The organism is Thermus sp. 2.9 (genome assembly GCF_000794385.1).
Lineage (GTDB): Bacteria > Deinococcota > Deinococci > Deinococcales > Thermaceae > Thermus > Thermus thalpophilus.
On record NZ_JTJB01000053.1, the window covers coordinates 12,819 to 30,914 of the forward strand.

An 18,096-nucleotide genomic window follows, 5' to 3' on the forward strand; every position below is an offset into this window, starting at 1 on the left:
CATACGAACAAGCGAGGGAGAAGAACTCGCTCGGGACGCCAAAAGGCAGCGACCATCTTGCAAGCGCTTTCATACCCTGCTACACTACGATCTAAGCCATGACGCGCACCCACCCCACCATCGCCGAGGTGGCGCGCCGCGCCGGGGTCTCCCCCGCCACGGTCTCCCGCGTCCTCAACGGAACCGCCCGGGTGTCCCAGGAAAAGGTGCGGGCGGTGCTCCGGGCCATAGAGGAGTTGGGGTACACGCCAAGCCCCCTGGCCCAAAGCCTCGCCAAAGGACGCTCCTACGCCGTGGGCATCCTTTTGCCGGATTTCGGAAGCCCCTTCTATGGGCCGATCCTCGAGGCCATCACCCTAGAGCTGGAGCCCACCCCCTTCCGCCCCATTGCCGTGCCCGGGCACTGGAGCCTGGTGCGGGAACTGGAGGCCCTGGACTTCCTCAAGGGCCACCGGGTGGAGGCCATCGTCCTCCTGGGTACCTCCTTGGAAGCGTCCGCCCTGGAGCCCTTAGGAGTTCCCATCTTGGCCTTTGGCCAACGCCTCCTTGGGCCCAGGACCTGGTCCTTAGTTTTGAACAACCGGGAAGCCGCCTACCGGGCCACGCGCTACCTCTTGGAGAAGGGGCACCGCCACATCGCCCACATCTCCAGCCACCGGGGCGGGATGGACGTGCGGGAGCGGCTCTTGGGCTACCGCAAGGCCATGCGGGAAATGGGGCTTGCGCCCCGGGTGGTCTACGGCAACCTCCAGGAGGACGGCGGGTATGAGGCGGCGAGGGAGCTCCTCGCCCGCTTCCCCGACACCACCGCCATCTTCGCCGCCAACGACCAGACCGCCATCGGGGCTCGGCTCTACCTTTTTGAGCGCGGGCTCGCCGTCCCCGAGGACCTCTCCTTGGTGGGCTTTGACGACATCCCTTTGGCCGCCTACCAGGTCCCCCCCTTGACCACGGTGCGCCAGCCCGCAAGGGAGGTGGGCCGCGCCCTGGCGCAAGCCCTGAAGGACCTTTTGCAGGGCGAAACCCCTTCCCTCTCCCCTATTCCCCTGCAACTGGTGGAACGGGGCTCGGTAAAGGAGGTGAGAGCCTGAGGGAAAAAGCGGCCCTTCGGCCCTAGGCCCTTGGACCGTCCCGATGGACGGGTTATGTGAGGAGGTTCGCATGTGGAAGAAAGCGCTTTCAAGTCTTCTCTTCCTCCTTTCCCTTGCTCTAGCCCAACGGACCCTCGAGGTCTGGATCATGCCCAATAGCGCCCAGCCCGCGGAGGACTTCAAGGCCCTGGTGGCCCCCTTTGAGCGGGCCAACAACGTGGAGGTCAAGGTCACGGTCCTGGACTGGGGCGTGGCCTGGACCCGCATCACCGCCGCCGCCACCAGCGGGGTGGGCCCCGACATCACCCAGCTCGGCACCACCTGGGTGGGGGCCATCAGCGCCATGGGGGTTTTGGAGCCCCTGGACGACGTGCTTCAAGCCCTGGGCGGCCAGCGGGCCTACCTGCCGGCGGTGTGGAACACCACCCGCCTGGCGGGGAGCGCCCGGGCCACGGCCCTTCCCTGGTTCTCCGAGCTCAGGGCCTTCTACTACCGCACGGACGCTTTGAAGGCGGCGGGCGTAAACCCCTCCCAGATGTTCGCCAACTGGCAAAACTTTGAGGCGGGGCTCGCCCGGCTCGCCGCCTCCCCCTTCACCGATCCCGAAACCAAGCAACGCCTGGCCCCCTTCTGCACCCCGGGCAAGAACTCCTGGGACGTCCTCCACAACGCCGCCCCTTGGATCTGGGGCGCAGGCGGGGACATCGTGCGGCAGGTGCAGGGCAGGTGGCAAAGCGCCCTGAACAGCCCGGAAAGCCTTCAGGGGCTCTACTTCTTCCTCTCCTTGGCGCAGAAGGGCTACGTTCCCGCCGAAAGCTTAGAAAAAAACACGGCCCAGATCGAGGCCGACTTCCAGGCGGGGAAGTGCGCCGTCTTCGCCAGCGGTCCCTGGATGATCCAGCGGGCGCAGGTGCCCGAGGCCCGGGGCGGCTTCGCCGAGCGGGCGGCGGCCAAGAACATGGGGGTAGCCCCCTACCCCAGCGGCCCCAAGGGGCGGTACACCTTCTTCGGCGGCTCTAACCTGGCCCTTTTCAGCTTTTCCAAGAACAAGGAGCTGGCCAAGGAGCTCCTGAAGTACCTGGGTAGCCCGGAGGCCCAGGTCGCCTACGCCCGCATGAGCGGGATGCTCCCGGCCCTCCGCACCGCCTGGAACGCCCCCGAGGTCCAGGGCAACCCCCTCATGCGGGTCTTCGTGCAGGCGGCCCAGTTCGGCCGCACCTACCCCACCCTGGCGGGCTGGGGCGGGGTGGAGAACCTGGCGGTGCAGCACCTGGGCATGGCCTGGGACCTGGTGGCGCAAAAGCGGCTCACCCAAGAAGCCCTCAAGGACCTCATGGACAAGGCTTCCACCGCCATCAACGGCGCCTTGAGGTGAGGCTTGCGGGGGGGCATCTGCCCCCCCTTTTTTTCCTTATGTCCGCCTGGTCCCGTTTCTGGCACCGCTACGGCTTAGCCTACCTCTTCGTAGGGCCCGCCCTTTTGGGCATGCTCCTCGTCCACTATGGCCCCATGCTCCAGGGAATTTACATGGGGTTTTTGGACCTGCGGCTGGCCACTTTGCGGCAGTACCTCGGCGCCCCCTTCGTGGGCCTGGAGAACTACCGGGAAATCCTCTTTGACCCCCAGTCCACCTTTCGCACGGGCTTTGTATACGCCGTGCGCACCACCTTGCTCTATGCCCTGGTGGTCAACGCCCTAACCCTTTCCCTCGGGCTCCTCTTCGCCCATGTCCTCAACCGGCCCCTCTTCCTTCGGGGGCTTTGGCGCACCCTGTTCCTCCTGCCCTGGGTGGTGCCCAGTTACGTGGTGGGGCTCCTTTGGGGGTTCATGTGGCTCAAAAACGGCGTCATCAACACCCTCCTGGTGGATGTCCTCCACGCGCTACCCGAGAAGCCCCACTGGCTCATCGGTCCTCTCACCTTCGTGGCCATCGTCCTCCCCACGGTCTGGCGGAGCTGGCCTTTCGTCATGGTTACCTACCTGGCGGCCCTCCAGACCGTACCCCAGGAGCTTTACGAGGCGGCCAAGGTGGACGGGGCCACCCCCTGGCAGCGCTTTCGGCACATCACCTGGCCCTTGCTCCGGCCCGTCACCGCCATTTTGCTCCTCTACGGCCTTCTCGGCACCCTTTACAGCTTCAACATCGTCTACATGATGTTCGGCCACGGCGCCGGGTACCCGGGGGAGTGGGGGGACCTCCTCATGACCAACCTGTTCCGGAACACCTTCGGCATGTGGAACTTCGGCCTGGGGGCCGCCGCCAGCACCCTTTACATGCTCTTGACCCTGGTGCTCATCCTCTTTTGGTACCGGGTCTTCCGCGAGGACCTGAAGGCGAGGTGAACGATGCGGGAAGAACGTTGGCTGGCATGGGGCGCTTGGGGCGTGTTGGTCCTGGGGCTTTTCGGGCAGCTTTTCCCCATCCTTTGGATGGTGAACACTTCCCTGATGACCCAACTGGAAGCCGCCACGGGAAGCCTCTTTCCCAAGGTGCCCCAATGGGGGAACTACCTGGAGATCTGGCGGGCGCTCCCCTTTTTTCAGTACCTCAAAAACTCCCTTCTCATCTGCGGCCTCACCACCCTCTTCGCCCTGGGGGTGGCCATCCTGGCGGGCTACGCCCTGGCCCGCTTCCGCTTCCCCGGGGCAGAGCTTTTCGCCGGGAGCGTTTTGCTCACCCAGGTGATCCCGGGCATTCTCTTCTTGATTCCCATTTACATCATGTACATCGCCTTCCAGAACTGGGTGCGGGAGGCGCTGGGCCTCGAGGTGAGGCTGGTGGGGAGTTACACGGGTTTGGTCCTCACCTATACCGCCTTCTTCGTGCCCATGAGCATCTGGATCCTGCGGGGCTTCTTCGCCTCCATCCCCAAGGAGCTGGAGGAAGCGGCCATGGTGGACGGGGCCACCCCCTTCCAAGCCTTCTACCGGGTGATCCTGCCCCTGGCCCTGCCGGGCATCGCCGCCACCGCCGTCTACATCTTCCTCACCGCCTGGGACGAGCTCCTCTTCGCCCAGATCCTCACCACCGAGGCCACCGCCACCATTCCCGTGGGCATCCGCAACTTCGTGGGCAACTTCCAGAACCGCTACGACCTGGTGATGGCCGCGGCCACGGTGGCCACGCTGCCGGTCCTCTTCCTCTTCTTCTTGGTGCAGCGCTGGCTCATCCAGGGCCTCACCGCCGGCGCGGTCAAGGGATAGGAGGAGCGTGTGGACAGGGAAACCTTTCTTTTCGGGGCAGCCACCAGCGCCTACCAGATCGAAGGGGCCACGCAGGAGGACGGTCGGGGGCCCTCCATCTGGGACGCCTTCGCGCGGCGTCCCGGCGCCATTCGGGATGGGAGCTCGGGCGAGCCCGCCTGCCAACACTATCGCCTTTGGCGGGAGGACCTGGCGTGGATGCGGTGGCTGGGCCTAACGGCCTACCGCTTCTCGGTGGCCTGGCCCCGCATCCTCCCAGAGGGAAAGGGCCGCATCAACCCCAAGGGCCTCGCCTTCTACGACCGCCTCGTGGACGGCCTTTTGGAGGCGGGGATCACCCCCTTCCTCACCCTTTACCACTGGGACCTGCCCTTGGCCCTGGAGGAGCGGGGCGGGTGGCGGAGCCGGGAAACCGCCTTCGCCTTTGCGGAGTACGCCGCCCTGGTGGGGAAGGCCTTCAAAGACCGCGTCTCCTTCTTCGCCACGCTCAACGAGCCTTGGTGCAGCGCCTTCCTCGGCCACCTCACCGGGGAGCACGCCCCGGGCCTGAGGAACCCGGAGGCGGCCCTCAGGGCCGCCCACCACCTCCTCCTGGCCCACGGGCTCGGGGTGGAAGCCCTGCGGGGGGCGGGGGCCAAGCGGGTGGGGATCGTCCTCAACTTCACCTGGGTGGAGGGGGAGGACGCGGAGGCGGTGGACCGGGCGGACCGCTACCACAACCGCTTCTTCCTGGACCCCCTCCTGGGCCGGGGCTATCCTGAAAGCCCCTTCACCCCTAGCCCTCAGGTCCCCATCTACCCCAGGGACCTGGAGCGCATCGCCCAACCCTTGGACTTCCTCGGGGTGAATTACTACACCCGCGCCCGCGTGGCGCCGGGGGAAGGCGTATACCCCGTGCGCTACCTCCCCCCAGAGAAGCCCACCACCGCCATGGGCTGGGAAGTCTACCCCGAAGGGCTGTACCTCCTCCTAAAGCGCCTGGCCCGGGAAACCCCTTGGCCCCTTTACGTGACGGAAAACGGGGCCGCCTACCCCGACCTTTGGGCGGGGGAAGAAGTGGTGGAGGACCCCGAGCGGGTGGCGTACCTGGAAGCCCACCTGGAGGCGGCGCTTCGGGCTAGGGCCGAAGGGGCTCCCCTTCAGGGCTACTTCGTCTGGAGCCTCCTGGACAACTTTGAGTGGGCCCACGGCTACACCAAGCGCTTCGGCCTCCTCTACGTGGACTTCCCCACGCAAAGGCGGATTCCCAAGCGAAGCGCTTTCTGGTACCGGGAAAGGCTCCGCGGCGGGGCCTAAGCGTCCGGGTCCACGAGGCGGTACCGCCTCGAGGGCCTCCCGGCGCTCCCGTGGACCTGCTCCGCCTGCAAAAGCCCCTGGCGCCGCAACCCCTCCAGGTAGCGCCAGGCGGTGACGCGGGAAAGCCCCAAGGAAGCGGCCACCTCCTCCACCGTCAGAAAGGCGCGGTGGCGGAAGAGGCCCAGGACGCGGTCTTGGGTTAGGGGGTCTAGGCCCTTGGGCCCCCTGCCCCGGGCCAGGAGGCGGTCCAGGTCCGCTTGGGAAACCTCCTTCTTGCCCCGTAGCGCCCGGAAGGCCCGGTAGCGGCCCAGGGCCTCCTGGAAGCGGCTTCGCCCAAAGGGCTTCACCAGGTAGTCCATGGCCCCGCCGAGGAGGGCCCGCTCCACGGTGGGCGCGTCCTTGGCGGCGGTGATGACGATGACGTAGCTCCCCTCCAGGGCAGGAAGGAGGTCAGACTTGACCGTTATTCCGCATAGAGCCCCAGGAACCTGAGGGCGGAGAGGGGATGGAAGGAGAAGACCTCCAGGGCCGCCTTCTTCTCCCGCACCCCCCTCTGGTGGAGCAGGGACACCAGAAAAGCCCGGAGGGCCGCCAAAACCCGCGCCCCTATCCCCCGCACCTGGCAAGCGTCCTCGCGGAAGAGAACATCCCGCACCCAGAAAGAACCGTTCTCTATCCCCCACCGCCCCACCAAAAGCTCCCCCAACCGCCTCGCGTCCGCCACCTCCGCCCCCAAGCTCGTCAGGGCATAGCTCACCCCCCGCCGCACCTCCCCCGTCCCCTTGTGCATCACCTCCCGCTCCAGGCGCACCACTTGTTTCACCCCAGGAAAGGCCCGCATCGCCTCCGGTAAGTACGGGGAGGCCCACACCCGGTACCGCCACACCTCCCCGTCCCGCTCCACCCTCCACTCCGCCTCCGTCTCCCCGGGCAGCCGCCCCTCCTCCATCCCCTTGAACACCTCCAGGGCCCACTCCAGCAGCTCCCCCTGGTTGGCCTTCAGGACAAAAAGGTACGCCCCCCTTTTCGCACCACCTCCCCCGCTACCTCCGGGTACAGGTACCCCGCGTCCCCCACCACCACCTTCCCCACCAACTCCTCCGCCCCCAAGGAGGCCAGAAGCCGCCTAAGGGCCTCCGCCTCCCTTCCCTCCGCCTGGGCCTGGGCCAGGGTGGTCCGCAGGTGCAGGGCCAAGACCTCCACCAGGCGCACCTGGGGGGATGGTCCCTTGCGGCTCCCCCTTAGGGTCTTCCCGTCCACCACCCACACCCCTTCCCCTTTCGCCTCGGGGAAGAGGGAGAGGAGGGCCTTTTGCAGGCCTTCGGGGTCCAGGCGGGGGAGGAGGGAGGTGAGGACGTAGTGCCCCGGGGGTTTGCGCAGGCCCAGGTGGGGGAGGAGGTGAGGGTTGGCGCGGGCGAAGCGGGCCACGCCGCGACTGCTTTGCCCGAGGGCAAACACGTTCTGGGAATCCACGCGGCAGAGGAAGGCCAGGAGGATGAGGGCCAACAGGCCCCACAGGGGGTATTGCCGATTCTTGCCCCGGGGATTGGGAACTTGGGCCTGTGCCTCGCGCGGGGTCATGGGGTTGGGGCCACCTCAAGGGGTGTATAGGCGGAGGGGGGAAAAGAGAACCCTGAGGCCATAGGCCAAAAGCTCCAACAACGCCCGCACCATCGCCGTCTTGGGCTTCCTTTCCGCCAAATACCCACCCCTAAGCCCCGTCTTCATCCCCCGCTCCCACCGCACCAGGGCCAGGAGCCGGCTATGCCCCCGCACCCGCCGCACCTCCTCCCCCCTGCGGTACCGCAGTACCTGGTCCTTGCTCCAGTAGCTCAGGCCGGTGGTGTCCATGAGGTAAAGGGGGGGTCGGGGTCTTGGGGTGAGAGGTGGGCCTCCACCTCCTGGGCCAGGCGGTGGAGGAGGTCCTCCAGGAGGCTTGAGTCCAGGTGGTGGGGGGCGTGGGGGAAGCGCCAGGGTTTCCCCCTTTGGCCGTGGGGGTGGGAGGGGCCACCTCCTGGGCGAGGTGGAGGCGGTGGGTGAGGACCTCTTTGGGGCTCGGTTCTCGCCGGGGAAAGCCGCGCTTGCCCATGGGGTTAGGATGCATAGATCTAACGGATTTTGCAAGGCAAGCCCAGCCTTCGGAACTCGCCGGGGAGCCAGAGGGGGTCAACCGAGGGAAGGAACCCCCCTGGCGCCAATTCCTGGAGGGTTCTGAGGGTAGGCCTCTTTCTTCCCCTCCTTGGGCGGGAGGTGCCGAGGGATCTCTCTCCCCTCAAGCCCATCCTCCTTGGAGGATCGTGGTAGGGGGGAAAGGCGAGGCCTAGGTCCTCATCCTGGGGGAGGGCCCAAGGCGCTAATGGACGCTTTGAGTGACCAGGAAAGGCGTAGTCCAGGCTACACGAGAGGGGCTTCATCCGGTGGAAGGTAGTTTAGACAAAGGTTAGACAAACGGTTTCCCGCTACCCTACAAGGAGCCCTAAGTAGGGCTGGGAGGTGCTTATGCGCAAGCTTTGGCCATTCGTGTGGATGCTACTGGCTGGGCTCACCTGGGCCCAAGGGGCGATGGTGCGGGTGGCCCACCTCTCCCCCGACGCCCCAGCGGTGGACGTCCTGGTGAACGGGGAGCGGGCCATTCGGAACCTGGCCTTTAAGGAGGTGACCCCCTATATCCCCCTTCCCGCCGCCAAGGTGCGGGTCCAGGTGGTGCCGGCGGGGCAGGACGCTCCCGTGGTCATTGATGCTGAGCTGGAGCTACGGGAAGGAGTTTACTACACCGTGGCCGCCACGGGCTTCTTGGCCCAGATCCGGCCCCAGGTGTACACGGACGCCCTGGCGGGCCTCTTCCCCCGGGCGGGCTACGCCCGGGTGCGGGTGGTGCACGCTTCCCCCGACGCCCCAGCGGTGGACGTGGCGGTGAAGGCAGGCCCGGTGCTCTTCCAAAACCTCCCCTTCCCCCGGGCGAGCCAGTACCTGGTGGTGGCTGCGGGGCGGTATGACCTGGAAGTGCGGGTGGCCGGCACCACCACCGTGGCCCTGGAGCTTCCCGGGGTGGTCCTGGAAAGCGGCAAGACCTACACCGTCTTCGCCGTGGGGAGCGTGAGGGACGGAACCCTCACGGTGGTGCCCGTGGTGGACGCCGCCGCCTTGGGCGGGAACCGCTAGGCCTGCCCACCCCTTCAGGCCCCCCTGGGGGGCCTTTTTATGGCGCTTCCCCCTTGGCTTCTTCCCCTCCTCGCCTGCCCGCGGTGCGGGGCGGGTCTGGAGGGGTTTTCGTGCCCCCGGTGTGGGGTGCGCTACCCCTTCCGGGGGCCCTTTTTGGACCTGCGGGCGGGCAAGGAGCGGCTCCACCTCGCCCTCGTCAACCGTTTCCCCTTCACCGCCTGGGGCTACGACGCCTGGCGGGTGCGCTCCACCGCCTTCCTTTCCAGAGGGACCCTCACCTTCTCCGAGGAGCGGGCCCTCCTCCGCTCCTGGCTCCTCCCCAGGGGAGGGCCTTTCCTGGACGTGGGCACGGGCACCGGGGTCTACCGGGAGGCCCTGGGGGAACGGGCGGTGGGCTTGGATCCTTCCCCCGCCTTCCTGAAGGTGGCGGCCCGGCGCAGGCCCGGGCCCTACCTCCTGGGCCACGGGGAAGCCCTCCCCTTCCGGGAAGGCAACTTCGGCGGGGTGGCCATCGGCCCTACCTGGAACGAGTTCCAGGACCCCAGGAGGGCGGCCCTCGAGGCCCGCCGGGTCCTTCGGGAAGGGGGAAGGCTTTTCGGGATGCTCCTCCTCGGGCCAGGGGCCTCCTTGGGCCTCTATCGGCCGGGCGAGGAAGCCCTCCTCAACCTGCTGGAAGAAGTGGGCTTTCGCAGCGAACTGCACCGCTATGGGAAGCTCGGGCTGGTCTTTGCCGAAGCGGTTGTACCTCGGTAAAAAAGCTATGCTACCCTAAGGGCAATGACCGCGGAGGAGCGCCTCTACAAGCTGGAGGGCATCGTGGAGGGGGTCATGGCCACCCTCCCCGACCGCATCTCCTCTCTGGAACACCGCATGGAGCTCTTGCGGCAGGAGGTCAAGGCGGAAATGGCCGGCCTGCGGCAGGAGATGAAGTCGCAGGTTGAGGGCCTGCGGCAGGAGATGCGGGAGGAAATCGCCCGGTTGGATAGCAAAGTAGACTCCCTGCACCAAGAGGTGAAGGCGGAAATCTCGGGGCTACGCCAAGAGGTGAAGGGCGAAATCTCAGGGCTACGTCAAGAGGTAAAGGCCGAAATCTCAGGGCTGCGCCAAGAGGTAAAGGGCGAAATCTCAGGGCTACGTCAAGAGGTGACGGCGGATATCTCAGGGCTACGCCAAGAGGTGAAGGCCGAGATCAACACCGCCCTCAACCGCCTCATGCTTTACTTCACCGCCCTGGCCACCGCCCTCGCGCTCCTCACCCTCTTCGCCCGCTAGAGGCTACACCTTGACCCCCTCATAGACCGCCTCCAAGGGAATCCCTAGGTCCAGGCAGCGCACCTCCACCGCCCGGAAAAGCCCATCCACCCCCTCCCGGACACACACCTCCACCCGCCGGGCGCGGCTTTCCACCTTCAGATAGCCCTGTAAGGTGCGGAACTCCCGGTAGCGCCAGAGCTTTTCCCTGCGATCTATGACCTCGGTGGCCTCGGAAAGAACCTCCACCACCAGGCAGGGGCTTTCCTCGTACTGGCTGTGAGGGGGCTCCCCCTGACAGACCACCATAAGTCGGGGTAGTAGAAGGTCCGCTTTCCCACCCGTAGCTTGACCGTTTCGGCGTAGATCCGGCAACCCCGCTCCCGGGCCCGGGAACGCAGGAGGGCGTACAGGTTTCCGCCCGCAGGCCGTGCGTCCGGATCGCCCCCGCCATGGCGTAGGGGATGCCCTCGAGGAGCTCGTGGCGCACGGGCTGGCCCCGGTCAAGCAAAGCGCCCGTTAGCGCTTTGGGCCCTCCCCCAAACGCTTTGGGGAAACCGTGGCCTCCCCCCTAGCACCCCAAGCCCCCCAGGCCCACCCTAAGGGCATGCGGCTTCTCGCCTTAACGCTCCTTCTTGGCCTCGCCCTGGGCCAGACCTACCGGGCCCTTCCCGGGGCCGACACCGGGCGGCCGGGACTGGACCGGAGCTACGCCCTGGTCTACCCGGCGGAAAACCTCCGGGCGGTGCTCCTCCTCGTCCCCGGCCTCCTTGGGGGGAGCACCAACTTCGCCCTCCTGGCGGAACACCTTCGTCGGGAGGCACCTTGGCTCGAGGTCTGGGCCTGGGAGCGGCGGGCCAACGGCCTGGAGGACCGCCGGGGCTTCCGGGCGGAGAACCCCCTCGCCTACTACCAAACCCTCCCCGAGCCCGACCTCTCCCCCCTAAGGGACTTCGGGCTGGACGTCCACCTCCTGGACCTGGACCAGGCGGTGGCGGAGGCCAGGAAGCGGGCCCCCGTGGTCCTGGCGGGCCACTCCCTCGGGGCGAGCGTCGCCGCCCTCTACGCTTGGGCCCACGGGGAGAAGCTCCGGGGCCTCGTCCTCCTGGACGGGACCTTGGGCCTCATAAGCCTCCCCCGGGAGGCCTTCCTCCAGGGGCAGGACACCCCCTTGGGCCGCCTCCCGGGCCTCGAGGACCTCCTCGCGGGCCGGGCGAGCCCCGTCTTCCAGCTTCCGGGGCTTGGGCCCAAGGAGCTCGCCCTGGCGGAGGCGGAGGCCTACCTGGCGGCAAAGCGGCCCGAGGAACTTGTGCCCTTGGGGCCCCACCGGGCCACCCGGGAAGCCAAGGCCCTCCTCCGGGTGGACGACCACTACAGCCTCTTCCCCCCCTTCAGCGTGAGCGTGGGGCGGGCCTTCGCCCGGGAGGGCCTGAGCCTTTGGGGCCTCCTCCAGGGGCGGCTCGTCCTCACCGTGCGGGGGCCGAGGCGGGGGCCCATCGCCTGGCGGGACACCGGGGAGGCCACGGACCCAAGGGCCTTCCTCCGCGCCTTCGCCCGGGCGGAGACGGGGTTTTCCGAGTGGTACTTCCCCTACCGCCTCCTCCTGGAGGTGGGGGGCTATCCCCACGTGCGCCCCGACCTCGGGCCCCGGCCCCTCCCCTACCCCGTCCTTGCCCTGGGGGCGGGCCGGGGGCTCGTGCGCGAGCCGGAGGACTTCCGCCTGGGCGAGCTCTTTCCCGGGACGCCAGGGGGGGTGGAAATCCTCCCCGGCCTCACCCACCTTGACCTCCTCACGGAGCGGGAAGGGCGCACCGCCCGGGCCATCAGGGGCTATCTGGAACGCCTCCTAGGCCCAGGTACGCCAGGGCCAGCCGGGCCCCCCTGAGGCCGGAAAGCGCAGCGGCGGGGATCCCCTGCCCCGGGAAAACGCCCTCCCCCACCCGGAAGACGTTCTGGAGAAGGCGCACCCGGGGGAAGCGGAAGGGGTGGGTCTGGGGGATGCCCCCCACCCAGGCCCGGCCGGCGAAGCGGAGGTAGGTCCTGGGGGTGGCGGCGAAGAGGAGGGAGGCCTCCCGGAGGCCGGGGAGGAGGGCCTCGCCCAAAGCGAGGGCCTTTTCCAGGAAGCGGGCCTTGGCCTCCCGGTAGTCCTCCCGGGGAAGGGCGAGCCAAGGGGCTATGGGCACGTGGAAGGAGAGGGTGAAGAGGGTCCTTTCCCCCTCGGGGCGCAGGGAGAGGAAAGCGAAGGGCCGCTCCCTTGCGTTTTGCCGGTAGTAGGGGGGCGGCTCGGCCCACGGGAGGACCCCGTAGACCACAAAGGCCCCCCAGCCGTCCCGGGGCGCCCGCCCGGGTAGGCCCAGGAGGGGCTCGGGGGGGATGTTGAGGAGAAAGACGTCCCCCGCCACCACCTCCCTTTCCCCCCGCTTCCGCCCGCCGTGGACCACCTCCACCCCATGGGCCCGCCCCTCCCGGTGGAGGAGGCGCACCGCCCTCGCCTTGTAGCGCACCTCGAGGCCCTCCGCCAGGGCCTCGGCCAGGAGGCCCATGCGGGGGGGCAGGGCCGCCCCCAGGTGGGGCAGGTCCAAGGCGAGGGCGGCGTAGAGGGCGTAGGGGTTTTCCGTCTGGGCGGTGATGAGGAGTTGCGCCTTCAGGAAGCGGCGGAAATGGGGGTCCTCGGGGGATCGGGCCAGGACGGGGAGGAAGAGCTCGGGGAGGAGGGGAAGGAGGGCGGGAAGGCGCCCCCAAAGCGCCCTCCACTCCTCCCCCTCCGGGGGCCAGGGGAGGCTTGGGGCCAGGGCGAGAAGCCGCTCCGCCCGCTCCCCTTGCCAGTCCCAAAAGGGGAGGACCCGGGGCCCGAAGAAGTCCCGCTCTGCCTCCCGCTCCGCCTCCCGCCCCACGGGCCGCACCAGGCGCCCCCGGGGCAGGAGGACCTCCAGGAGGGGGAAGCCCGGGGGCAAGGGGGAAAAGGGCAAGCGTAAGCCCAAAAGGGCCAGGGCCCGCCCCAGGGGGGCCTCGGGCCTCAGACCCGTGAGGAGGGTGGCCCCCGCCTCAAAATGGAAGCCCTTGTGGAAGAAGCTCCCCGCAAGCCCCCCGGGGTAGGTGTGGGCCTCCAGGACCACCACCTCGAGGCCCGCCCGCCTCAGGGCCCTCGCAGCCACCAAGCCGCCGATGCCCGCACCCACCACCACCGCCCGCACGCCCCCTAGCCTAGAAGACGCCCCCTCCCCCAACCTTTGCCCCGGCTATACTGGGAGGGGTGCGGCAAGAGGCGGCCTACCTCCTGGCCCAGGCGCGGGAGGACCTGATCACAGCAGAAGCCCTCCTAAAAAGCGGGCGGTACTACGCGGCGGCCTTTTTCGCCCAACAGACGGCGCAAAAGGCCCTCAAAGCCCTCTACCTGGAAAGGCTCAGGACCCTGCCCCGCACCCACGACCTCCTCGCCTTGGCCGAGGCGTTAGGGGCGCCGGGGCCGGTCACGGAGGCCGCCCGCCTCCTCACCCCGGACTACACGGTAAGCCGCTACCCGGATGCGGCGGGGACCCTTCCCGCCCGGCTTTACGGAAAGCCCCAGGCGGAAGCCCGCCTGAAGGCGGCCCAAGAGGTGGTGCGATGGGTGGAAGCGAACTTGAACCCCTGAAGGAAACCTTGGCCCGGGCTCCCTTGCCCATCGCCCTGGCCCTCCTCTTCGGCTCCCGCGCCCGGGGCGAAGCCCTCGCGGAGAGCGACTACGACCTCCTCATCGTCTCCCCCGCCTTCCGGGGGATGCCCTATTTGGAGCGGCTCCTTCTCCTTCACCGCATCCTTCCCCTGCGCCACGTGGACTACGTGGCCCTCACCCCCGAGGAGTGGGCCCTCCGCCGTGAGGAGATCGGGGTGGTGGGGGAGGCGGCGCGGGAGGGGATCGTGCTCCTAGAAAACCCTTCCCTGCTACTTTCCCCCGGCCCGGTGGGGCTAAGGTGAAGGGCGTGCGGGTCCTGGTCACGGGCGCCACGGGGTACGTGGGGGGGAGGCTCGTGCCCCGGCTTTTGGAAAGGGGCCACCGGGTCCAGGTCTTGGTGCGGGACGCCCGCCGCCTGGGGGGCCGCCCCTGGGCGGGGCAGGTGGAGGTGGTGGAGGGGAGCCTCGAGGACGAGGAGGCCCTCCTTCGGGCCCTGGAGGGAGTAGAGGCCGCTTACTACTTGGTCCACGCCATGCTCTCCGCGGCCCGCTTCCAGGAGGCGGAGGAGCGCCAAGCCCAGGCCTTCACCCGGGCTGCCCAGCGGGTGGGCCTCCCCCACGCCATCTACCTGGGGGGGCTCCTGCCCCGAACGGGAAGGCCCTCTCCCCACCTGGCGAGCCGGGCCCGGGTGGGGGAGATCTTGAGGGGGGCGGTGCCCATCACGGAGTTCCGCGCCGGCCCCATCGTGGGCTCGGGCTCGGCGAGCTTTGAGATGGTCCGCTACCTCACGGAGCGTCTCCCGGTGATGGTGGCCCCCCGCTGGATCCTGAACCCCGTCTCCCCCATCGCCATCCGGGACATCCTCGCCTACCTCCTCCTGGCCCTGGAGCGGGGGCCTTCGGGGGTGGTGGAGGTCGGGGCCCCGCCCCTCACCTTCAAGGCCATGATGGAAACCTACGCCGAGGTGCGGGGCCTTAAGCGCCTCATCCTGCCCGTGCCCGTCTTGGCCCCAAGGCTTGCCGCCCTCTGGGTGGGGCTCGTGACCCCCATCCCGAACCGCCTGGCCCTGCCCCTGGTGGAGGGCATCCTCCACCCCTTGGTGGCGGACACCGCCAAGGCCCAAGCCCTCTTCCCCGAGGTGACCCCCATCCCATACCGCAAGGCGGTGGAGCTGGCCTTGGCGCGCATTGCCCTGGGCGAGGTGGAAACCCGCTGGTCCGGGGCCCTCCAGGGGCAGAGCTACTTCCTGGAGGACCGGGAGGGGATCATCCGCGAGGTGCGGGCCCTTACCGTGCAGGCGCCCCCCGAAAGGGTCTACCAGGTCTTCGCCTCCCTCGGGGGCGAGCGGGGGTGGCTCGTCTGGGGGTGGGCCTGGGCCCTGAGGGGCCTCGTGGACCAGCTCCTGGGGGGCCCGGGCCTCCGGCGGGGGCGGCGCCACCCCATGGAGCTCCTCCCGGGGGAGGCGGTGGACTTCTGGCGGGTGGAGGCGGTGGAGCCGCCCCACCTCTTGCGCCTCCGGGCGGAGATGCGCCTGCCAGGGAAGGCCTGGCTGGAGTGGCGGGCCCTCCCGGAAGGGGAGGGGTGCCGCCTGGTCCAAACCGCCTACTTCGCCCCCTTGGGGCTCACGGGCTTCCTCTACTGGTGGGTGCTCTACCCAATCCACGCCCGCATCTTCAGCGACTTGGCGCGGGCCATCGCTCGGGAGGCGGAAAGGTCCCCCTAGCCTTTGCCCAGGCTACAGAGGTCTTGCCGCCCCTCCCCTAGCCTTAGGGCATGCGGGTTTTGGTGCTGGGCGCCACGGGAGGACTGGGAAGCGCTTTGGCGCGTGCGCTGAAGGGCCACGAGCTTCTCCTTTCCGGGCGGAGGGCGGGGGCGCTTCGGGAGCTCGCCGAGGAGCTTGGGGCCAAAGCCCTCCCCGCCGACCTTGAAGACCCCCTCGAGGCCCAAGCCCTCCTGGAGGAGGCTGGGCCCCTGGACCTCCTCCTCCACGCCGTGGGGGTGGCGGGGCGGGCCCCCGTGCGGGAACTGGGGCGGGACCCCCTGGAGGGGATGCTCGCCGCCAACCTCCTCACCGCCCACCACGCCCTAAAGTACGCCCGCTTCCGCCCCGGGGCGCGGGCCGTCTCCTTCGGGGCGTACCCCCCGTACGTCCAGGTGCCGGGCTTCGCCGCTTACGCCGCCGCCAAGGGGGCCCTGGAGGCCTACCTGGGGGCGGCGAGGCGGGAGCTTCGGCGGGAGGGGGTGCACCTGGTTCTGGTGCGGCTTCCCGCCGTGGCCACGGGGCTCTGGGCCCCCCTAGGGGGCCCGCCCAAGGGGGCGCTCGCCCCGGAGGAGGCGGCAAGGCGGGTCCTCTCGGAGGTCCTGGCGGAGCCCCCGCCCGAGACCCTGGAGGTCTGAGGTGAGCCCCTACCGCGCCCACTTCTACCCCATGCGCCTCGCCCTCCTCGCCGTGGGGGAGAACTTCATGCCCATGGCCTGGTGGACCCCCGTGTCCAAGACGCCCTTCCGCTTCCTCCTGGCGGTGGACCGGATGAACCACACCCTGAGCCTCCTCCGGGAGCTGGGGGAGGGGGCCCTCTGCTTCCTGCCTTGGGAGGAGCGGGGCTGGGTGGCGCGGGCGGGGTACCTCTCGGGAAGGAGGGTGCGCAAGGCGGAAAAGCTCGGGGTGGCCCTGCGGCCCGCCCGGGCCCTGGCCCACACCCTCGTCCCCGAAAAGGCGGTGGCGGTGTTTGAGCTCAAGGTGGCGGAGTGGCCCACGGACGGGGACCACGCCCTCTTCCTAGGGGACGTGGTCCACGCAGAAGGGAGCCCACAGGGCAAGCGCCGCCCCATCCTCTTCCTGGGCTTCCGGGACTTCGCCACCCTGGGAGAAACCTGGAGGTTCCGCAAATGAAGCGGGCTGTCGCCCTTCTCCTCTTCGCCCTTTCCCTGGCCCAGGCTCCCCACGCCGTGGAGGGGCTTGCCCGCTACCGCGGCTACTACCCCTTGGGCAGTTGGGAGGGGGTGAACCCCACCGCCCGGGGGGAGATCACCTGGGACGGGGAAAAGGCCTCGGGCAAGGTCTGCTTGGAACAGAAAGCCTGGGACTCGGGCAACGCCGAGCGGGACAAGAAGGCCCTGGAGATCCTTCGGGCGAAGGACCACCCCGAGGCCTGCCTCTACCCCAAGCGGGCCCGGTGGGAAGGGGCCCGCTTCGTGGTGGAGGGCGACCTCAGCTTCGCCGGCCTCACCCGCCCCGTGCGCATAGAGGGAGAACTCCGGGAAACTCCTTCGGGCTACCGCTTCCAGGGAAGGTTTTCCACGCGCTTTTCCACGTGGAACCTGGAAAGACCCCGCTTCCTCTTCCTGGAGGTGCGGGACGAGGTGGAGGTGTTTCTGGAAGCGGAGGTGAAGCGGTGATCCGCCTGGGCTACCCCTGCGAGAACCTGACGCTTAAGGCCAGCACCAACCACACCCTGCGCCTGGGCTCCTTGGGCGAGGAGCGGGTACGGGCCAAGGTAGGCCAGAACCTGGCCGACCTGGAGCGCATCCTCCGCTGGAACGCCACGCGCGGCTTCGGCCTTTTCCGCATCGGCCAGCACCTCATCCCCTTCGCCTCCCACCCCGCCTTCCCCTACGACTGGGAACGGGCCCACAGGGAGGACCTTAAGCGCCTGGGCGCCTTGGCCAAGGCCTTGGGCCAGCGCCTTTCCTTCCACCCTGGCCAGTACGTGAACCCAGGAAGCCCAGACCCCAAGGTGGTGGAGCGCTCCCTGGCCGAGCTCCGCTACTCCGCCCGGGCCCTTTCCCTCCTGGGTGCGGAGGACGGGGTCTTGGTCCTCCACTTGGGCGGCGTGTACGGGGAGCGGAACCGGGCCCTGCGGCGTTTTATAGAGAACCTGCGGGGCGAGGGGGAGGTCCTCCGCTACCTGGCCCTGGAAAACGACGAGCGCCTTTGGAACGTGGAGGAAGTGCTGGAAGCGGCGGAGGCCCTAGGCGTGCCTGTGGTGGTGGACACCCTTCACCACTCCCTAAACCCGGGCCGGCTTTCCCTGGAAGAGGCCCTCCGGCTCGCCTTCGCCACCTGGCACACCCGCCCCAAGGTGCACCTGGCGAGCCAGGACCCAACCCGCCGCCCTGGGGCCCACGCCTTCCAGGTTTCCCTGGAAGACTGGGAGCGCCTCCTCGCCGCCCTCCCCGGGCCCGCCGACATCATGGTGGAAGCCAAGGGCAAGGAAAGGGGCCTACCCCACCACCTTCGCGCCCAACCAGTAGAAGCGAGCGCTTCAGGACCCAAGCCCACCGCCTGAAGCGGCGAACCCGGGCGATGGTTTACACACCCTTTTACTTACGGGCACGGTAGTTGCTTCCACTATTAGCCTTTTTGTGATGCAACTGGCCCGTTTATCGCTTTTTCATAGTGAAGCGATGTCTGCGAGGGCACCATTGCGCTAAACC

Annotated in this window: 20 protein-coding genes and 3 pseudogenes; 17 read left to right on the plus strand and 6 right to left on the minus strand. The window is 68.7% G+C overall.

Annotated features, from left to right (window positions below):
- Positions 1 to 98 precede the first annotated feature (98 nt).
- The 5 genes from QT17_RS12350 (at position 99) to QT17_RS12370 (ending at position 5,591) form a co-directional block, all read left to right on the plus strand.
- Positions 99 to 1,091, plus strand: a complete 993-nt coding sequence (locus QT17_RS12350) for a LacI family DNA-binding transcriptional regulator (RefSeq protein WP_039460435.1) — start codon at positions 99 to 101, stop codon at positions 1,089 to 1,091.
- A gap of 70 nt (positions 1,092 to 1,161) precedes the next feature.
- Positions 1,162 to 2,466: a sugar ABC transporter substrate-binding protein gene (locus tag QT17_RS12355; protein ID WP_039460436.1), complete on the plus strand. Its 1,305-nt coding sequence runs from the start codon at positions 1,162 to 1,164 to the stop codon at positions 2,464 to 2,466.
- 38 nt (positions 2,467 to 2,504) lie between these two features.
- Positions 2,505 to 3,434 (plus strand): carbohydrate ABC transporter permease, encoded by a 930-nt coding sequence (locus tag QT17_RS12360; protein ID WP_039460469.1) that lies wholly within the window; start codon positions 2,505 to 2,507, stop codon positions 3,432 to 3,434.
- 3 nt (positions 3,435 to 3,437) lie between these two features.
- Positions 3,438 to 4,295, plus strand: a complete 858-nt coding sequence (locus QT17_RS12365) for a carbohydrate ABC transporter permease (RefSeq protein WP_152607417.1) — start codon at positions 3,438 to 3,440, stop codon at positions 4,293 to 4,295.
- Positions 4,296 to 4,304: 9 nt separating this feature from the next.
- Entirely contained in the window at positions 4,305 to 5,591 is a 1,287-nt protein-coding gene (locus QT17_RS12370) for a GH1 family beta-glucosidase (RefSeq protein WP_039460438.1), read from the plus strand.
- On the opposite strand, the gene QT17_RS12375 is transcribed toward QT17_RS12370, so the two are convergent.
- The 4 genes and pseudogenes from QT17_RS12375 to QT17_RS12390 all read right to left on the minus strand — a co-directional run.
- A complete protein-coding gene (locus QT17_RS12375; RefSeq protein WP_235283929.1) occupies positions 5,588 to 5,977 on the minus strand; it encodes a helix-turn-helix domain-containing protein in 390 nt (129 codons plus the stop codon). The genes QT17_RS12370 and QT17_RS12375 overlap by 4 nt on opposite strands.
- Before the next feature lie 77 nt (positions 5,978 to 6,054).
- Positions 6,055 to 6,540: a DDE transposase family protein gene (locus QT17_RS12380; protein ID WP_235283930.1), complete on the minus strand. Its 486-nt coding sequence runs from the start codon at positions 6,538 to 6,540 to the stop codon at positions 6,055 to 6,057.
- A gap of 50 nt (positions 6,541 to 6,590) precedes the next feature.
- Positions 6,591 to 7,172, minus strand: a complete 582-nt coding sequence (locus QT17_RS12385) for a hypothetical protein (RefSeq protein ID WP_039460442.1) — start codon at positions 7,170 to 7,172, stop codon at positions 6,591 to 6,593.
- A gap of 15 nt (positions 7,173 to 7,187) precedes the next feature.
- A pseudogene (locus QT17_RS12390) lies at positions 7,188 to 7,472 on the minus strand (hypothetical protein); the annotation flags it as partial.
- Positions 7,473 to 7,724: 252 nt separating this feature from the next.
- On the opposite strand from QT17_RS12390, the pseudogene QT17_RS14615 reads away from it, so the two are divergent.
- The 4 genes and pseudogenes from QT17_RS14615 to QT17_RS12405 all read left to right on the plus strand — a co-directional run.
- Positions 7,725 to 8,019: pseudogene (locus QT17_RS14615) on the plus strand (hypothetical protein); the annotation flags it as partial.
- A gap of 71 nt (positions 8,020 to 8,090) precedes the next feature.
- Positions 8,091 to 8,753 (plus strand): DUF4397 domain-containing protein, encoded by a 663-nt coding sequence (locus tag QT17_RS12395; protein WP_039460446.1) that lies wholly within the window; start codon positions 8,091 to 8,093, stop codon positions 8,751 to 8,753.
- 39 nt (positions 8,754 to 8,792) lie between these two features.
- Positions 8,793 to 9,506, plus strand: a complete 714-nt coding sequence (locus QT17_RS12400) for a class I SAM-dependent methyltransferase (RefSeq protein ID WP_039460448.1) — start codon at positions 8,793 to 8,795, stop codon at positions 9,504 to 9,506.
- A gap of 24 nt (positions 9,507 to 9,530) precedes the next feature.
- The gene (locus QT17_RS12405; RefSeq protein ID WP_039460450.1) at positions 9,531 to 10,025 is read left to right on the plus strand and encodes a coiled-coil domain-containing protein; all 495 of its coding nucleotides are present in this window, start codon (positions 9,531 to 9,533) and stop codon (positions 10,023 to 10,025) included.
- Positions 10,026 to 10,028: 3 nt separating this feature from the next.
- Here the strand turns inward: QT17_RS12405 and QT17_RS12410 are convergent.
- Positions 10,029 to 10,515: pseudogene (locus tag QT17_RS12410) on the minus strand (Uma2 family endonuclease).
- Between the two features lie 96 nt (positions 10,516 to 10,611).
- On the opposite strand from QT17_RS12410, the gene QT17_RS12415 reads away from it, so the two are divergent.
- Complete coding sequence (locus tag QT17_RS12415; protein WP_039460474.1) at positions 10,612 to 11,889, plus strand: alpha/beta fold hydrolase; 1,278 nt, start codon at positions 10,612 to 10,614, stop codon at positions 11,887 to 11,889.
- Here QT17_RS12415 and QT17_RS12420 read toward each other — a convergent pair.
- Positions 11,828 to 13,198 carry an NAD(P)/FAD-dependent oxidoreductase gene (locus QT17_RS12420; RefSeq protein ID WP_039460456.1) on the minus strand — a complete coding sequence of 457 codons (1,371 nt, stop codon included), beginning with the start codon at positions 13,196 to 13,198 and terminating at the stop codon, positions 11,828 to 11,830. The two genes, QT17_RS12415 and QT17_RS12420, sit on opposite strands and share 62 nt — an antisense overlap.
- A 59-nt stretch (positions 13,199 to 13,257) precedes the next feature.
- On the opposite strand from QT17_RS12420, the gene QT17_RS12425 reads away from it, so the two are divergent.
- Genes QT17_RS12425 through uvsE form a run of 7 tightly spaced genes read left to right on the plus strand, consistent with a single transcriptional unit; the run spans position 13,258 to position 17,948 of the window.
- Positions 13,258 to 13,638, plus strand: coding sequence for a HEPN domain-containing protein (locus QT17_RS12425; RefSeq protein ID WP_039460458.1), 381 nt, complete (start codon positions 13,258 to 13,260; stop codon positions 13,636 to 13,638).
- Positions 13,611 to 13,961, plus strand: coding sequence for a nucleotidyltransferase domain-containing protein (locus QT17_RS13115; RefSeq protein ID WP_052155218.1), 351 nt, complete (start codon positions 13,611 to 13,613; stop codon positions 13,959 to 13,961). The genes QT17_RS12425 and QT17_RS13115 overlap by 28 nt, the downstream gene beginning before the upstream one ends.
- A 5-nt stretch (positions 13,962 to 13,966) precedes the next feature.
- Positions 13,967 to 15,382, plus strand: a complete 1,416-nt coding sequence (locus QT17_RS12435; RefSeq protein ID WP_039460459.1) for an SDR family oxidoreductase — start codon at positions 13,967 to 13,969, stop codon at positions 15,380 to 15,382.
- A 50-nt stretch (positions 15,383 to 15,432) separates the two neighbouring features.
- On the plus strand, positions 15,433 to 16,056 hold the full coding sequence (locus tag QT17_RS12440) for an SDR family NAD(P)-dependent oxidoreductase (protein WP_039460461.1): 624 nt from the start codon (positions 15,433 to 15,435) through the stop codon (positions 16,054 to 16,056).
- 31 nt (positions 16,057 to 16,087) lie between these two features.
- Entirely contained in the window at positions 16,088 to 16,552 is a 465-nt protein-coding gene (locus tag QT17_RS12445) for a flavin reductase (RefSeq protein WP_052155219.1), read from the plus strand.
- Positions 16,549 to 17,058 carry a YceI family protein gene (locus tag QT17_RS12450; protein WP_039460463.1) on the plus strand — a complete coding sequence of 170 codons (510 nt, stop codon included), beginning with the start codon at positions 16,549 to 16,551 and terminating at the stop codon, positions 17,056 to 17,058. Before QT17_RS12445 ends, QT17_RS12450 begins: the two co-directional genes overlap by 4 nt.
- Positions 17,055 to 17,948 (plus strand): UV DNA damage repair endonuclease UvsE, encoded by an 894-nt coding sequence (uvsE, locus tag QT17_RS12455; RefSeq protein WP_039460465.1) that lies wholly within the window; start codon positions 17,055 to 17,057, stop codon positions 17,946 to 17,948. Before QT17_RS12450 ends, uvsE begins: the two co-directional genes overlap by 4 nt.
- The last annotated feature ends 148 nt before the right edge of the window (positions 17,949 to 18,096 follow it).

Bases quoted from the DNA above. Each gene is read 5' to 3' on its own strand.
- QT17_RS12350 (WP_039460435.1), top strand. From the start codon at position 99: ATGACGCGCACCCACCCCACCATCGCCGAGGTGGCGCGCCGCGCCGGG.
- QT17_RS12355 (WP_039460436.1), top strand. From the start codon at position 1,162: ATGTGGAAGAAAGCGCTTTCAAGTCTTCTCTTCCTCCTTTCCCTTGCT.
- QT17_RS12360 (WP_039460469.1), top strand. From the start codon at position 2,505: ATGTCCGCCTGGTCCCGTTTCTGGCACCGCTACGGCTTAGCCTACCTC.
- QT17_RS12365 (WP_152607417.1), top strand. From the start codon at position 3,438: ATGCGGGAAGAACGTTGGCTGGCATGGGGCGCTTGGGGCGTGTTGGTC.
- QT17_RS12380 (WP_235283930.1), bottom strand. From the start codon at position 6,540: ATGGAGGAGGGGCGGCTGCCCGGGGAGACGGAGGCGGAGTGGAGGGTG.
- QT17_RS12385 (WP_039460442.1), bottom strand. From the start codon at position 7,172: ATGACCCCGCGCGAGGCACAGGCCCAAGTTCCCAATCCCCGGGGCAAG.
- QT17_RS12395 (WP_039460446.1), top strand. From the start codon at position 8,091: ATGCGCAAGCTTTGGCCATTCGTGTGGATGCTACTGGCTGGGCTCACC.
- QT17_RS12400 (WP_039460448.1), top strand. From the start codon at position 8,793: ATGGCGCTTCCCCCTTGGCTTCTTCCCCTCCTCGCCTGCCCGCGGTGC.
- QT17_RS12405 (WP_039460450.1), top strand. From the start codon at position 9,531: ATGACCGCGGAGGAGCGCCTCTACAAGCTGGAGGGCATCGTGGAGGGG.
- QT17_RS12415 (WP_039460474.1), top strand. From the start codon at position 10,612: ATGCGGCTTCTCGCCTTAACGCTCCTTCTTGGCCTCGCCCTGGGCCAG.
- QT17_RS13115 (WP_052155218.1), top strand. From the start codon at position 13,611: ATGGGTGGAAGCGAACTTGAACCCCTGAAGGAAACCTTGGCCCGGGCT.
- QT17_RS12440 (WP_039460461.1), top strand. From the start codon at position 15,433: ATGCGGGTTTTGGTGCTGGGCGCCACGGGAGGACTGGGAAGCGCTTTG.
- QT17_RS12445 (WP_052155219.1), top strand. From the start codon at position 16,088: ATGCGCCTCGCCCTCCTCGCCGTGGGGGAGAACTTCATGCCCATGGCC.
- QT17_RS12450 (WP_039460463.1), top strand. From the start codon at position 16,549: ATGAAGCGGGCTGTCGCCCTTCTCCTCTTCGCCCTTTCCCTGGCCCAG.